The organism is Macrococcus brunensis (assembly GCF_022343725.1).
In the GTDB taxonomy this organism is placed as follows: Bacteria; Bacillota; Bacilli; order Staphylococcales; family Staphylococcaceae; genus Macrococcus; species Macrococcus brunensis.
In genome coordinates this window covers 508,864-522,992 of record NZ_CP092179.1, presented here as the reverse complement: position 1 = coordinate 522,992, position 14,129 = coordinate 508,864, and the positions used below count along the sequence as shown (strand labels likewise).

16 protein-coding genes are annotated in these 14,129 nt (G+C 42.1%); 4 read left to right on the top strand and 12 right to left on the bottom strand.

Features of this window, described 5'->3' with window-relative positions; genetic code table 11:
* The first annotated feature begins 9 nt into the window (after positions 1–9).
* Positions 10–1,065, top strand: coding sequence for a ribosome small subunit-dependent GTPase A (rsgA, locus tag MGG13_RS02830; protein ID WP_239035300.1), 1,056 nt, complete (start codon positions 10–12; stop codon positions 1,063–1,065).
* Between the two features lie 54 nt (positions 1,066–1,119).
* On the opposite strand, the gene MGG13_RS02825 is transcribed toward rsgA, so the two are convergent.
* Both MGG13_RS02825 and MGG13_RS02820 read right to left on the bottom strand, forming a co-directional pair.
* Positions 1,120–1,608, bottom strand: a complete 489-nt coding sequence (locus tag MGG13_RS02825; protein WP_239035299.1) for a DUF456 domain-containing protein — start codon at positions 1,606–1,608, stop codon at positions 1,120–1,122.
* Positions 1,605–2,810 carry a sugar efflux transporter gene (locus tag MGG13_RS02820; protein ID WP_239035298.1) on the bottom strand — a complete coding sequence of 402 codons (1,206 nt, stop codon included), beginning with the start codon at positions 2,808–2,810 and terminating at the stop codon, positions 1,605–1,607. The genes MGG13_RS02825 and MGG13_RS02820 overlap by 4 nt, the downstream gene beginning before the upstream one ends.
* A 56-nt stretch (positions 2,811–2,866) precedes the next feature.
* On the opposite strand from MGG13_RS02820, the gene MGG13_RS02815 reads away from it, so the two are divergent.
* Positions 2,867–3,511 carry an MOSC domain-containing protein gene (locus MGG13_RS02815; protein ID WP_239035297.1) on the top strand — a complete coding sequence of 215 codons (645 nt, stop codon included), beginning with the start codon at positions 2,867–2,869 and terminating at the stop codon, positions 3,509–3,511.
* Here the strand turns inward: MGG13_RS02815 and MGG13_RS02810 are convergent.
* The 4 genes from MGG13_RS02810 to MGG13_RS02795 are packed head-to-tail and all read right to left on the bottom strand — an operon-like array spanning position 3,494 to position 6,567.
* Positions 3,494–4,291, bottom strand: coding sequence for a hypothetical protein (locus tag MGG13_RS02810; protein ID WP_239035296.1), 798 nt, complete (start codon positions 4,289–4,291; stop codon positions 3,494–3,496). The genes MGG13_RS02815 and MGG13_RS02810 overlap by 18 nt on opposite strands.
* Positions 4,292–4,302: 11 nt before the next feature.
* Entirely contained in the window at positions 4,303–4,959 is a 657-nt protein-coding gene (locus tag MGG13_RS02805) for a GTP pyrophosphokinase (RefSeq protein WP_239035295.1), read from the bottom strand.
* 11 nt (positions 4,960–4,970) lie between these two features.
* A complete protein-coding gene (locus MGG13_RS02800; RefSeq protein ID WP_239035294.1) occupies positions 4,971–5,822 on the bottom strand; it encodes a LysR family transcriptional regulator in 852 nt (283 codons plus the stop codon).
* Positions 5,809–6,567, bottom strand: a complete 759-nt coding sequence (locus MGG13_RS02795; RefSeq protein ID WP_239047713.1) for a TatD family hydrolase — start codon at positions 6,565–6,567, stop codon at positions 5,809–5,811. The genes MGG13_RS02800 and MGG13_RS02795 overlap by 14 nt, the downstream gene beginning before the upstream one ends.
* 143 nt (positions 6,568–6,710) lie before the next feature.
* Here MGG13_RS02795 and MGG13_RS02790 point away from each other — a divergent pair, with 143 nt between their 5' ends.
* On the top strand, positions 6,711–7,580 hold the full coding sequence (locus tag MGG13_RS02790; RefSeq protein ID WP_133430907.1) for an SDR family oxidoreductase: 870 nt from the start codon (positions 6,711–6,713) through the stop codon (positions 7,578–7,580).
* A 92-nt stretch (positions 7,581–7,672) separates the two neighbouring features.
* Positions 7,673–8,056: a YkvA family protein gene (locus MGG13_RS02785; RefSeq protein ID WP_133430908.1), complete on the top strand. Its 384-nt coding sequence runs from the start codon at positions 7,673–7,675 to the stop codon at positions 8,054–8,056.
* A 3-nt stretch (positions 8,057–8,059) separates the two neighbouring features.
* Here MGG13_RS02785 and MGG13_RS02780 read toward each other — a convergent pair whose 3' ends face one another.
* The 6 genes from MGG13_RS02780 to MGG13_RS02755 all read right to left on the bottom strand — a co-directional run bounded on the left by MGG13_RS02780 (position 8,060) and on the right by MGG13_RS02755 (position 14,129).
* Positions 8,060–8,596 (bottom strand): ribonuclease FAU-1 family protein, encoded by a 537-nt coding sequence (locus tag MGG13_RS02780; RefSeq protein WP_239035292.1) that lies wholly within the window; start codon positions 8,594–8,596, stop codon positions 8,060–8,062.
* 122 nt (positions 8,597–8,718) lie between these two features.
* On the bottom strand, positions 8,719–10,605 hold the full coding sequence (locus MGG13_RS02775) for a DHA2 family efflux MFS transporter permease subunit (RefSeq protein ID WP_133430910.1): 1,887 nt from the start codon (positions 10,603–10,605) through the stop codon (positions 8,719–8,721).
* Positions 10,606–10,617: 12 nt separating this feature from the next.
* Positions 10,618–11,268 (bottom strand): HlyD family secretion protein, encoded by a 651-nt coding sequence (locus tag MGG13_RS02770; RefSeq protein WP_239035291.1) that lies wholly within the window; start codon positions 11,266–11,268, stop codon positions 10,618–10,620.
* Between the two features lie 343 nt (positions 11,269–11,611).
* A complete protein-coding gene (locus MGG13_RS02765) occupies positions 11,612–12,448 on the bottom strand; it encodes a MetQ/NlpA family ABC transporter substrate-binding protein (RefSeq protein WP_239035290.1) in 837 nt (278 codons plus the stop codon).
* Between the two features lie 12 nt (positions 12,449–12,460).
* A complete protein-coding gene (locus MGG13_RS02760; RefSeq protein ID WP_133430913.1) occupies positions 12,461–13,126 on the bottom strand; it encodes a methionine ABC transporter permease in 666 nt (221 codons plus the stop codon).
* Positions 13,116–14,129: a methionine ABC transporter ATP-binding protein gene (locus tag MGG13_RS02755; RefSeq protein ID WP_133430960.1), complete on the bottom strand. Its 1,014-nt coding sequence runs from the start codon at positions 14,127–14,129 to the stop codon at positions 13,116–13,118. Before MGG13_RS02755 ends, MGG13_RS02760 begins: the two co-directional genes overlap by 11 nt.

Genomic DNA, 14,129 nt, shown 5'->3' with positions numbered 1-14,129 from the left:
ATGAGACAATTGACAACACTTACACAACTAGGCTTCACAGAGGAAGCACAAGGCCTGATCGGCCGTATATCAACACAAGCAAAAGGCATCTACCGAGCTGTTACTGAACAAGGAACGTATCTTGTTTCTTTGACCGGCAAGTATAAATATGAAGTGACGGATCTGGCAGCGATACCTGCTGTCGGGGATTTTGTTAAAATAGAATCTTTTCCGGGTGAAATGCGCGGTGTCATTACAGACCTCCTGCCGAGAAAGCAGGCTTTTATCAGACAGGCAGCAGGCACTGAGACTAAACCTCAAGTCATCTCTGCGAATGTTGACTATGCATTTCTGGCGATGAGCTGCAACGACAACTATAACCTTAACCGTATGGAGCGTTACCTGATTGCTGCGTGGGATTCAGGCGCAACGCCCATTATTCTGCTGACAAAAGCGGACCTCGTCAGCGAGCTTGATAAAGAAATTATGACAGCAGAACTATCTGGCATCGCGTTTGATGTGCCGATTTACTTCATGGATATGCATACGAATGATCATATTGATGAACTACGTGCCCTCCTGCAAGACAATAAAACGGCAACCATACTCGGTTCAAGTGGTATCGGTAAATCAACACTGATCAATAAACTGGTGGGTCAGGAAGTCATGGTCACACAAAGCATCCGTGAATCTGACAGTAAAGGGAAACATACAACAACCCACCGAGAACTCCTCCTGCTTCCTACTGGTGGCATCATCATCGATACACCAGGCATGCGTGAATTCCAGCTGTGGTCCACCGGCGCAAACGCGGGACTCACCGCTGAATTTGAAGACGTAGAAGATTTGATTGCAAACTGCCGCTTCAATGACTGCAGCCACACTAATGAACCCGGCTGTGCTATCAATGCTGCACTGGAAGACGGTTCATTAAGTACAGAAAGATACGAAAGATATCAGAAATATCAGCGGGAACTCGCCTTCCAGGAACGACGCGGCAACGAAGCATTAGAACGTCAGGAACGCGACAAGTGGAAAAAGCTGACGCAAATGGGCCGTCAGAACAGGATGAAAAAAGGAAGATAACAACAAAGGACCTTCACTGCTGTGAAGGTCCTTTAATTTTTAAGAAATATTCATTTAAAGGTTAATAAAAACATCTATGATGAACCATACAATCATCACTATCAGCATAATGAGTTTGGCAAACGTACTTGCGAGAAAGCCTAGTAATGAACCTAAACTTGCATCCATTGCTTTCCTCATATCCTGTACCACCAAGAGCTCCACTATAAAAACAGCGATTAATGGAAACAGGATGATACCAAATGGCGGATAGACGAAGCTCCCGACTATCACACTGATAAGTGCGGTGATTTCACCAGCTTTACTGCCGCCGTAGCGTTTGACAAAATAACTGCCTGCGACGTAGTCACTGACGAGCATTAAAGCTGTAATGATGATCATGACAATCCAGAAGAACCAGGAGAGTGTTGTACTGTCTATAGCGAAATGATAGATCAGAAAACCAATCCACATCATGAGTACGCCTGGTATGATAGGTACGACTAAACTGACGAAAGCTAGTATAAATGAAACTATAACAAGTAACCAGAGCAAAGTGGTCATTCTACTATGTCCTCCATTCTGACGGGTTTTGTGAAGATGAGTAAGATAAAGGCAACAGCGATGAATGATGCAGAGACGAAGAACACGTTGCCAAGTCCGACGATATCACTCATGAAGCCGCCAAGTAAGTTTCCAACTAACTGGCCGACAATCATTGCATTTGAAAACAGCGTTGAGGCATAACCCGGGAAATCCGGCAGTATATCCTGGAAATAACTGATGCCAAGACCTAATAAAATAGCTAAGAAGAAGGCGAGTCCAACCTGGCCAATCAGCATCGCGATAACATTGTCAAAAATACCGATTGAGAAATAATAACCGCCGCCAAGAACAGCACCGATCATGAGCAGTGTTCGTGTCTCCATCTTCGCTGACATGATACCCAGTATAATCATAAAAGGCACTTCAAGTCCGGCGCATAGACTGGCTAAATAGCCGACGTTCGCTTCTTTTGCATGAAGGTATTCCGTGACAAAGAGCGGCATATTCAAGGTGTACATCCACTGCCCCACATGCAGAAAAACAAAAGCCAGAAATGGAATCAGCAGATACTTATCACGTAATAAGTTAGGCGTGACAGGCTCGACATAACCTTCCGCGCGTACCACTTCTTTCTTTTCGACATCTTTATAAAAGATGATGATAGTCAGTAAAGCAGTTAGATAGCATAGAATCGTTCCGCCGAAAAGACCGGCATAGCCGAATTGTTTGAGAAGAACTGTTCCGACGAGCGGTCCGAACAGGAATCCGAAGCTGAACATTGAACGTAAGACTGTATTCGCAAAAGCCGCATGCTTGATAGATGCTGATTCATTGATGCTTTCTCGGGCAGAGGCATAAAGCTGCGGCATAGCCGGTGCGCCCATCCCTGCAAAAAAGACGTACATCATGATGAAGATAACAGGTGTCTGGACAAAGAAGTAACTGCTGAAGGCAATACAGGACATCGACAGACTAAAAAGAATAATATATTTGCGGTTAAAATTCGCTTTATCCGAAAAACGAGCAACGATGGTATTGACAAGAAACCCTGCTAACGCGAAAAGCGCCATCATGATGCCATACATACCCCGGGTCATACCGAGTTCCTGTGTCGCGTAAAGAATGAAGAATGGAACAGTAATCGCGAGCGCCATCCCGAGCAGCATCATATCGAGCAGGAAGAGCTTGTAGTTTTTTATTTTCATTAAATCTCGGAACATTTTCTCACGTACTTTCTTAATATATTGTATGATGGAATAAAACTTGAGGTGATCAGATGAAGTATGAAGTCATTAAAATATGTACAGGTAAAGTTGAAAAGCTGATGCTCGGCGGTAAACCTAAAAAGACTGCGGTCAACAAATATCCGATTACTGAACCGAATTATTTATCAAAGCTTGGCTTTGAAGGAGACGAGCATGAATATAAAGGTCATGGTGGTGTCAATAAAGCGGTCTGTCTTTATGACAAACTTGATTACGCGCTCTGGCAGGACTATATCACCGATATGCCGGACTATGCGATGTTCGGTGAGAATATTACGACAGTTGGTCTGACAAAAGATAAGATTGCGATTGGCGATACATTCAGACTCGGTGACGCGGTCATTCAAGTATCAGAAGGCCGTGGCCCGTGTAATACCATCGCTAAGAAGTACGAAGTGCCGACTCTTGTCAAAATGATGAGCGCGGCCCATGCGACCGGCTGCTATTTCCGTGTGCTTGAAGAAGGATACGTGCAGCCTGACAGTCAGCTTGAACTATTAGAGCGAGACCCTGAACAATTTACGCTGGATGAGTTCAATGCACTCCTTTACACAGATAAGAAAAACGTCAATCTTCTCAAGAAAGCTGTCAGTGTGAAGGCACTGAGCGAAGATCAACGTCAGACATTCATGCAGCGCCTAGAGCGTAATCAGTAGCGCTGCCTTATCATCATGTACTTTATAACGGGGATAGAGGCGTTTGTCTTTATCCTCTATTTCATATAGCATCATGTTGCGGAGAAACTGGTCTAAATCCCGGATTCCTTCTCTGACGAACTGTTCAAGTCCGACACCTTTAATATCGTAAAAACCATCAGTTGTCAGCAAGATGTGTGTCAGACATTCATAGCTCAGTGTCCCATGGTTATACGCTTCATTAAACAACAGGTCTCCGTTCATGACGCTATAACCAAACGGCTGGTTCGCCATCTTCTTTGCCTGATCCATCGCTTCAATCATTTCTTTAGGTCTGTCTTTCATGTTCGGGTACTTTTTCATCCATTCTGCCATTCTATCGCTTTCTTCTTTCTTACCGTAGCGTGGCACTGCTTGTATCACTTCATCACCTATCGCATAGAGCACACAGTCTGCTGAACTCGTCCATTCGATATGGTCAGACAGCAGCTTAACAGCAGCATGACAGCACTGAAAGCGGTCTTTAGGATGATTGATTTCAAGTTCCATAGCCGTCATATCTGTTTGAATCGCCTGGTTGGCTGTTTCAGTGATGTCATTTAAGGATGCGTCACTTTCTGCCTGTTCAAAAGCTGCTTTTACTGCATCTGCCGCGCGTTTACCCGGGGTCACCCCTGCAAACATCCGGCCAGACAGTGAAGTCACTCCGTCTATTACACCGTACACTCGCGCCTGATCGTTAATAATAAGTGCATCTTCATTCATCAGACCTTCACCTTGCTGAATAACCGAGACAATCATGCTGACACTCCCTAATCAATCAGAATGGTATTACGGACTTTCGTCATTTTTTCATCTAACTGGCTTGATGCCTGTGCCACTTCAAACAACTCGTCTTTCATTTCCTGACTGAGTTCTTTTGTATTGTATTTATACTGCAGTTTATGTTCTGTAGAAGCAAAGAAATCCATGGCAAGTGTCCGTATCTGTATTTCTGCCGGCACCCATCTGATACCTTCAGAGAGAATCAGCTCTGTTTCGACGATGAGATGCAGACTTTTATAGCCGCTTGGTTTCGGATTTTTTATGTAATCTTTCACTCTTTTTATTTTAAGGTCATTGCGGCCTTTTAACAACTCATATATCTTATAAACATCATCTTCAAAACTCGTAACAATCCTCAGCCCGACAATATCAAAAATATTGTCACGAATCCCTTCAATTGTGAACGGCACACCTTTTCGTTCAATCTTTTTCTGAAGTGACTGCGGCGTCTTCATCCGCGTCTTAATATGTTCAAAAGGTGAGTACTCGTAACGCGTCTGCCATTCTAGTTCTATTATTTCGATATCACTCTGCAGTTCAAGGAGCGCCATTTCATATAGTTTGATAAAATCATTGAATTCCTCAATAATCTGTCTGTAATCTTCACGTGCACCGAAGCTGTTAAATATCGTTCTTAAATCCATTTCGTCACCTTCTACTGATATTGTCTCATCAAGCTGATGAACGCTTCCACTTGTGGAAGACTCAATATGTCATGATCATAACTCATGTAAGTCTTACGTGTCATATGCGCCTGTCCTGCATCCAGCAGTTCAACAGCAAATAATTCCTGGTCGATATCTCCAATGACGATTTCCGGCAGAACTGTCATACCGACGCCACTGAGCAGCAGTTCTTTACATGTCGCAATCTGATCAGTACGTATTTGCGGTGCATATACCTGCCCAAACTGTTCTGTATACCATTCTTCAATTTCTTTGAGATAAGCAGCATCCGCCTGAAACTCTATAACCGGCAGCTGGTCCAGCTGATGCTGTTTCGCTTTAGGATAGATAAAATAATGCCTGTCTTCTAAAAAGAGCTCATTGGTCACATTCATTATTTCTGTACCGCGGATAATCGCCACATGGAAATCACGATGGTGCGCTGAAATCTGTGCACTTGAACCGACCTGGAGCTGAATTTTTACTTGCGGATAAAGCTCGACGTAACGCCCCAGTACTTTAGGTAGAATCGTCTGCCCGATCAGTGAAGATGCACCGATTGATAATTTACCGTTGATGACTCCTTCTGACGAGTGAATCAGTTCTTTTAGCGTTTCTTCTTCCTTCAGCATCTTACGCGCATGCTGAATGATACTTTCTCCGTGTGTCGTAACGATCAATTTTTTCTTCGTGCGAATGAAAATGGGCGTCCCCCACTCCTGTTCAATCGATTTCAGACGCTGACTGACAGCAGGCTGTGAGATATAAAGAAGTGCTGCCGCTTTTCTAAGCGTCTCCGCATCAGCTAGTGTCACAATCAATCGATAGTCATCTATTTTCATCATGCGCCTCCAAATGATAGAATGACCGCGTATTATGTCCCATTTGAATACTAACCTCATTACGCGTCATCTGTTTAATTACTGCAATCTCACCTATTATAGCAGATAGTTGGTTCTGAATGTCGCACTTGTCAAATCCTGTATGCGGCCATGGTCCGTCCGTCTCTATCATCAGCTGGTTAAGTGGCGTCAGCTCTACTACTCGTCTTGTCTTCGCATTCCAAAGAACGTCTGGTGTGACACTGATAAAATGACCCGCTTCGATGACTTCATGGATTAATTCATCTTTCGCCTTGAACCAGTGAAAGTGCCCTCTGACGTTGTACTTACTAAGCAGCTGGAGTGCGATAGCGGCGTCTGCATATACTGCATGTAGTACGACCGGCAGTTTCAGTTCACTTGCAAGATGAATCAGCGTTTCAAGGATATGAATGTATGCGGCCTCGTCTTCTACTTTTCCTTCTCTTCTCAAATATTGCGGCAGTCCTATTTCACCGATAGCACAGAGCTCAGTCTGGTTCTGACGTATCCAGTCGACGAGTTTAATGAGTTCTGATTCTTTCAGCACGGCCTGCTCGGGATGAAAGCCTGCAGCGATATTGATATCATACTGTCTTTTTAAGTCGAGCAATCTTTTACTGCTGTCTAAATCTGTGGCGACAGCAATGACTCCCTCTATTTGAGAGAGCATAATATTCATTTCATCCTCATGATATTGATCTAAATGTATATGACTGTCGTACATGTCATACCTCTTTTCTCTAGTTTACATGTATATTGTGACGGTCTTACCGATAAATCTCAACTATCTGTGATAAATTGTACGCCATGTTTTACCAGTCTTTATAAAAGGTATAACTAAACAACACAAATTTAGGAGGCTCACTCATGGATAAATTTGAAAAGATTGATAAAGAAATTGAAGGTTATACGCAGGAAGGTCAGCCAGGTCGCGAACATGAAATGAATCCAAAACCAATCGCTGAAGATGAAGATTATCAGCCAGGCGGCAAACTGAAAGGTAAAGTCGCTTTAATTACAGGCGGTGATTCAGGTATTGGTCGTGCAGTTGCCATTCTTTATGCGAAAGAAGGTGCTGATGTTGCGATTGGTTATTATGACGAAAAACAGGATGCAGATGATACTGTGAAACGTCTGGAAGAATTAGGCGCTAAAGCAAAAGCCTATCCATTTGATTTAAAAGATGTAGAACAATGTAAGAAACTTGCATCTGACGTAATCACAGATTTCGGTAATATCAACGTTCTAGTTAATAACGGCGGCGTTCAGTACCCTCAGGAAGACTTCCTGGATATTACACCTGAACAGATCCACGAGACATTTGCGACGAACATCTTCGGCATGATGTATTTAACTCAAGCTGTTCTCCCTCATATGTCTAAAGGTGATTCAATCATCAATACAAGCAGTGTCACAGCTTATCGTGGTTCTGAAACATTGATTGATTACTCAGCGACTAAAGGTGCGATTACAGCCTTTACACGTTCACTATCTCAACAGCTGGCACCGAAAGGTATCCGCGTTAACAGCGTAGCGCCAGGACCTATTTATACACCGCTTATTCCAGCAACTTTCCCTGCTGAAAAAGTAGAAAAACATGGTCAGGAAACTGCAATGGAACGCCGTGGTCAACCGAGTGAGAATGCACCCGCTTACGTGTTCCTTGCTTCACAGGATTCAACTTATATTACAGGTCAGGCTATCCATATCAATGGTGGCGACTTTATCACAAGTTAATGACTAAAGCCTCTTTTATAGAGGCTTTTTTTAGTACGTAGAATGAGAAGTTGTTATACGATAAACTTATTATCTGCGAAAAGAGTGATGTCATGAAACGTTTAAAACAATGGGCAAAACAAATGAAACAGCAGCTGACAGTTCTTTATTTTGCTGCACAGCACCCCGATATGCCACTGATGACTAAGCTATTTGCTGTCTTCATTGTCAGTTATGCCCTCAGTCCCATTGACCTGATTCCTGACTTCATTCCTGTTTTAGGCATTCTCGATGACTTAATTCTGTTACCGCTCGGCATATACCTGTGCTATAAAATGATACCTGAACAGGTACTGATTGAAGCTAAAAAACAAGCCGAGACAGAGCAGATTGACAAAAAACATACGTCATTCATTGTTGTTTTGATTGTACTATTCTGGATTGCCATTTTATGGACTGTTATTCAATATTTACTTCCTTATATCATTAAAAAATAGCCTCTACAATGTAGGGGCTATTTTTTGTCTGCAATATTCTACTTTTTCGGCAAAAGAAACGAAGTCGCTGCTGATCCGCTTCATCAGGTCATGTGCTGTCTGATAGGCTGCATCGTACTGTTCCTGAGTAATATCTCCTTTATGAAGCGCACGTTTGATATCTGCTTCGTCCACGAGCTCATATTCACCCGTCGGCAATACAAGAATATCAAGAAACATATCAGCTGTTCTGGCCTCACCCATCTCCAGTATATTTCGTTCATTGATATCGATATAATACTGGACAGGTTTTCCTGCACGGTCGTACATAGCAGTGATGCTGTATTGTTTATCTTTAGGCAGTAATTGCAGCCATTGATAACCGACTTCTGCCACTGTGATGGTCGTCCCTACGACTTCAACTTGCAAAGGTGATTTTACTTTCTTCATCGTAACAAGTCCCACGATGCCATCAAATGTGTGGTCTTCTATTCTTAGTTCCTTATATTCTTTCTTCTGCAATCTGCGCCAGTAGCGTTTATCAATATATTTCGTTTTCAAATCGCACAACTCCTTACACATTATTATATAAAATTAACCATTGCAGAGATAGTATTTTTTACTTTGTCATTCATATGTAAGTCATTCTTTATACAAAAAAAGAGAAGCACAGGGCTTCTCTTTTATGCTTCATCTGAACGGTAATGGTCTTTACCTTTCAGGAAGAACGATAAGATAAATGCGAGGGCACTGAGAACAGTTGCCACCCAGAATGCATCATTGATACCATTGATTGTTGCCAGCTGCTGCATGCGGCCGAGCATCATCTGTGTACCTAATGCATCACTGCCCACTGCTTGTCCAGCCTGCTGAATCTGATTCATAACAGCAGGATTCGTTTTGTCGAGTGAGTTAGCTATGTCACCGATATGAGCAGAAGTCTGCTGCGTCATCACTGTTACTAAGATAGCTGTACCGATAGAACCCGCAAGCTGACGAATTGTGTTACTGAATGCATTACCGTGAGGAATTAATCTGCCTGGTAATGAGTTCATACCTGCTGTCATAATCGGCATCATGATAAATGCCATACCGAATGAACGAAGTATATAGATTCCTAATATATGACTATAAGGTGTATCCATATTCAGTTTAGTCAGTTCCCACGTTGCATAAGTCATGATGGCAAGACCAAAGATAGCTAGCGGTTTAATACCCACTTTATCAAATAATCGACCTGCGATAGGACCCATCAGACCCATCAAGAGTGAACCAGGTAATAATAACAACCCTGAATCAAGTGGTGAGAATCCTCTGATAGATTGAAGATAAATTGGCAGAAGAATCATCCCACCGAATAACGCCATCGTCACGATGATGTTGATCAATGTTGTAAACGAGAAACCTGAATATTTCAGTGTTGAAAGGTCCATCATTGGGTTCTTCATTGACAGTTCTCTATAGACGAATAAACCAACGAAAATGAGACCTATAATAATTGTAGAATCAACGACTGGTGAATCCCAGCCTTTGTTACCGGCTTCACTGAAGCCATAAAGAATACTACCGAAACCGATTGTACTGAAAATAACACCTGGAATATCAAGTTTCGCATTATGTGTCGGCTGTGCAATTTTGAACCACACTGAACCGATGAGAAGTGCAATTGCACCAATAATGAACATACCATAGAACATCACGTTCCAGTGATAGTTCTGGATGACCCAGCCTGTTAATGTCGGACCAATTGCAGGTGCTAAGATAAATGCAATACCCATCATACCCATTGCCGCACCTCGTTTGTCGGGCGGGAAGATAGACATGAAGATATTTGTACCAAGTGGCATTAAGATACCGGCACCGACTGCCTGTGTTAAACGACCGACCATCATCATCGGGAAGTTTCCTGCGATGGCACAGATCAGTGATCCGACTGTAAAGAACATCATCGCCGTCATGAATAACTGACGATATGTGAAACGTTGAATCAGGAATGCACTGATGGGTACTAAAATACCATTGACCAGCATGAAACCTGTTGTTAACCACTGTGCTGTAGAAGTCGTGATACCAAAGTCATTGATTAAGACTGGTAACGCGACGTTGATTAACGTCTGGTTCAAGATTGCGATGAACATCCCGATCATTAATGCAGTAATGATTTTTGGAATCGTGATATTTTTGCCGAATGTTAAGTTCGGACCATGAGCATGAGCTGCTGCTTCTCTTGGTGATTCTTCAGTAGAAGCTGTTGCAGTTTCTACTTCTTCATGAGTGCGCGCTGCTTCACTATCATAGATCACTTCTTCTGAATATTCTGGTTCTATTTTTTCATGTGTACTGCGTGTCGAGCTGTTATAGATGACTTCTGGCTGTGCAGGTTCAACATGTGTTTTGATTGGCTGCTCATAAGTCACTTTTTCCGCTTGATGGTCATAAACAGGTGTTTCTTCAACAACCTGTTCTTTCGTGTCAACCGGTTTAACTTTCTTTCTTCTCAGGAAAAGGCGGTTGATAACAAAGAATACCGCCAGAGATAATAGGATATATGCAATGATAAATGAGGTCATACGATAACCTCCTTAGTTTTTATGAATGCGTACAGTTACATTCATCCCTGGTAAGATGTCTAATGATTTGTCTTTAGAAAGGCTGATTTTAACAGGCACTACTTGAGTGACTTTAGTGAAGTTCGCATTACCGTTTGATGATGGTAATAATGAGAAGCTAGAAGCTGTAGCAAAACCGATTTGTTCTACTTCACCTGTAAGTGTAGTATCTTTGTAACCATCAACGTATACGTCAACTTCTTGACCTTTTTTCACGCCATCAAGTTCTGTTTCTTTAATATTTGCTGTAACGAATAATTCGTTCATGTCGTAAGCGTAAGCGATGGGTGTACCCGCGCCAATAAAACCATTTTCAGTTGCTTGTGTTTTTACGATAGTACCGTCTTGAGGCATTTTAAGGTCTACTTTAGATGGTTTGCCATCAGCACCTTGAGCCATTACTTCACCGACAGTGTCGTCTTTAGAGATTTCGTCGCCGACTTGTTTGTCAAATGTAGTCAGTTTACCTGCTGCAGGGCTAGCGATTGTTAATTGTGTGCCGTCTACTTTTGCGTTGTCAGTTTTAACGTAGTTGACTGACTCATCGTAGAAGTGGTATGCAGCGATACCAGCAGCGGCAAGGATGACTAAAGTTAAGATATTGATTAAGACTATTTTTCTCATGTGTATTCCTCCATATAATTTTTTCACATAAATAACATTATAGTGAGTTTCATCACACTATCAACCAACAATATTCAACAAAGTGTTGGATTTCGCACTATTATTTACATCGCAAACGATTACATTTACAAAAAGTCAATATGAAATTTGCAAAGCGAACGTATAATGGGTATGAGGTGAAAAATGACAACGAGAGATAAATGTCTTAATTAAACTTGATAAAGATGGCGGAGGGGAAATATATAACTTAATGAGTGACGTATTATTATAGAAGAAACTCGATAATGATGGCGGGTAAATCCATAAAAAAACACCCCGCTATAAAAACGAGGTGCTCACTCTACTATTTCACATCTTCTTCTACTTGTTTAATCTCATCTGCTGATAACTTATGAACAACTTCGCCGCCATTTGAGTTTTTCTTAATCGCTTCAGCTACTTCTGGTGTCTGATAGTATTCAACGATTTTTTTGTATTCTTCTTTATCTTTATTTTCTGTTTTTGCTGCGATGACATTGATGTAAGGTTTTGCGTTATCAGCATTCGCATTTTCCAGATATATCGGGTCGTTCTTTGTATCAAATCCTGCTTTACCCGCTACACCGTTATTGATGATACTTGCCGCAACGTCCGGTAATACACGTGGTGTCTGCTGTGCATCGATTGCTTTAATTTTAATGCCTAAGTCGTTCTCTTTTACTTTTGATGGGTCGCCTAATAGTCCGAAATCATCATCTAATTTAATGATTCCCGCCGTTTCAAGCAAACGAAGTGCGCGCGCCTGGTTAGTCGGATCATTTGGAATCGCGACTGTGTCACCTTTCTTCAGTTCCTTGATGTCTTTAATTTTCTCTGAATAAATACCCATCGGTGCAAATACAGTTGTTCCGATTGGCGTAATGTCTAAGTTATGTGCTTTCTTGAATTCTTCTAAAAACGCAAAATGCTGGAATGCGTTTAAATCAATTTCCCCTTCATTCAGTGCATTATTAGGAATCGTGTAATCCTGGAATTCAACGAGTTCTACTTTAATGCCATCTTTCTCCGCCTTTTCTTTAATAATATTCCAGACAGTTTTATCTTCGCCTGTCACACCTATTTTAACCGTTTTTTCGTCCTTACCTCCACATGCTGCTAAAAAAACAATCACACTTAAGAATACCCAAATTAATTTTTTCATCATTTTCTCTCCTTATAATCGACTTGTATATATATTTGCAATCTTATTGCCAATGAATTGTACGATCTGAACAAGAATAATCAGTATCAGAACCGTGATGAACATGACTGCGACGTCAAATCGCTGATAGCCATATGTAAATGCGAGATAACCAATGCCGCCAGCACCCACTAGTCCGGCAACAGCAGAGAATTCAATCAATGAGACAGTCGTAAATGTCAGACCGAGTATCAATGCACCTGCTGCTTCAGGGACAAGCACTTTAAACAGAATATCGAACTTAGTAGACCCCATCGCTTCTGCTGCTTCAATGACCCCTTTATCAACAGAGATGATATTATTTTCCACCACCCGGGCGATAGAGAGCGAGGCAGCGAGCGTCATCGGGAAGATAGCCGCCCATATACCAATGGATGTCCCGACTAAAAATCGGGTGATCGGTATCAGCGCCACCAGAAAGATAATGAAAGGTATCGGTCTGATCGTGTTAATCAGAAAGTTTAAAGTGACATTGACCGCGCGATTTTCAAGCACATTGCCTCGCCCTGTTGCATAAAGTAAAATCCCGAGCGGAATACCAATGAGCGCCGCAAGTACTAATGTGATGCCCACCATGATCAATGTATTCACAAGCTCCTGCAGAATAATCGGATAAAATTCAGATAAATCAGCTTTCAAAACCTTCTACCTCCTTGATTTCAATACCATGCTGTTTCAGTTCAAGCAGTGCAAACTGGACTTTGTAATCTGGACCGACTGCTTCAATCAGTAAATTACCGAATAAACGATCGGTTAACTCAGTTATACTACCGTACAAAATATTGAAATCGACTTCATACTTACGTCCAATCTGACTCAGCACGGGCTCCAGTATCTGCTGATGGTTAAAAATAAACCGATAAAGTTTGCGTGAACGTTCTACGCCTTTTGGTACGTGGTCATTCAGAACAGAGTGAACAAAACGTTTTGTCGTCGGATGCAGTGGATTCGTGAATAGCTCAAATACTTTGTTCTGTTCGACAATCCGACCTTGTTCCATGACCGCCACTTCATCACAGATAGCCTTGACAACTTCCATCTCATGGGTGATCAGTACGATTGTGATGTTCAGTTCCTGGTTGATGCGTTTCAGAAGACGTAGGATTTCGTCTGTTGTCTCAGGATCAAGAGCAGATGTTGCCTCATCACAAAGCAGGATCTCTGGATTTGTGGCTAAGGCACGCGCGATACCAATACGCTGTTTCTGCCCCCCTGACAACTGGGCCGGATAGTCGTATTTTTTATCTAATAAACCGACGAAATTAAGTAACTCATCTACTCGCTGATCCAGTTCTTCTTTCGAATACTTCTTCGAAAGTTTCAAAGGATATTTGATATTCTCTGCCACTGTCTTTGCCTTAAAAAGATTGAACTGCTGAAAAATCATTCCGATATTCTGCCGTCTTTTTCTGAGCAGCTGTGGCTTTAAAGTGGTTATATTCTCACCATCAACAATTATTCGCCCGCTTGTCGGTTTCTCAAGCTTGTTGATCAACCGGATTAAAGTCGATTTACCTGCACCGGAATACCCCACTATGCCGAATATCTGTCCTCTCTCTATATTCAGCGTGACGTCTTGCAGTGCCGTCACTGTTCCTTTCTTCGTCTGAAACTGTTTTGATACTTCGTCAATCTCGATAAT

Bases quoted from the DNA above. Each gene is read 5' to 3' on its own strand.
- MGG13_RS02825 (WP_239035299.1), bottom strand. From the start codon at position 1,608: ATGACCACTTTGCTCTGGTTACTTGTTATAGTTTCATTTATACTAGCT.
- MGG13_RS02820 (WP_239035298.1), bottom strand. From the start codon at position 2,810: ATGTTCCGAGATTTAATGAAAATAAAAAACTACAAGCTCTTCCTGCTC.
- MGG13_RS02815 (WP_239035297.1), top strand. From the start codon at position 2,867: ATGAAGTATGAAGTCATTAAAATATGTACAGGTAAAGTTGAAAAGCTG.
- MGG13_RS02810 (WP_239035296.1), bottom strand. From the start codon at position 4,291: ATGATTGTCTCGGTTATTCAGCAAGGTGAAGGTCTGATGAATGAAGAT.
- MGG13_RS02805 (WP_239035295.1), bottom strand. From the start codon at position 4,959: ATGGATTTAAGAACGATATTTAACAGCTTCGGTGCACGTGAAGATTAC.
- MGG13_RS02800 (WP_239035294.1), bottom strand. From the start codon at position 5,822: ATGAAAATAGATGACTATCGATTGATTGTGACACTAGCTGATGCGGAG.
- MGG13_RS02795 (WP_239047713.1), bottom strand. From the start codon at position 6,567: ATGTACGACAGTCATATACATTTAGATCAATATCATGAGGATGAAATG.
- MGG13_RS02790 (WP_133430907.1), top strand. From the start codon at position 6,711: ATGGATAAATTTGAAAAGATTGATAAAGAAATTGAAGGTTATACGCAG.
- MGG13_RS02785 (WP_133430908.1), top strand. From the start codon at position 7,673: ATGAAACGTTTAAAACAATGGGCAAAACAAATGAAACAGCAGCTGACA.
- MGG13_RS02775 (WP_133430910.1), bottom strand. From the start codon at position 10,605: ATGACCTCATTTATCATTGCATATATCCTATTATCTCTGGCGGTATTC.
- MGG13_RS02770 (WP_239035291.1), bottom strand. From the start codon at position 11,268: ATGAGAAAAATAGTCTTAATCAATATCTTAACTTTAGTCATCCTTGCC.
- MGG13_RS02765 (WP_239035290.1), bottom strand. From the start codon at position 12,448: ATGAAAAAATTAATTTGGGTATTCTTAAGTGTGATTGTTTTTTTAGCA.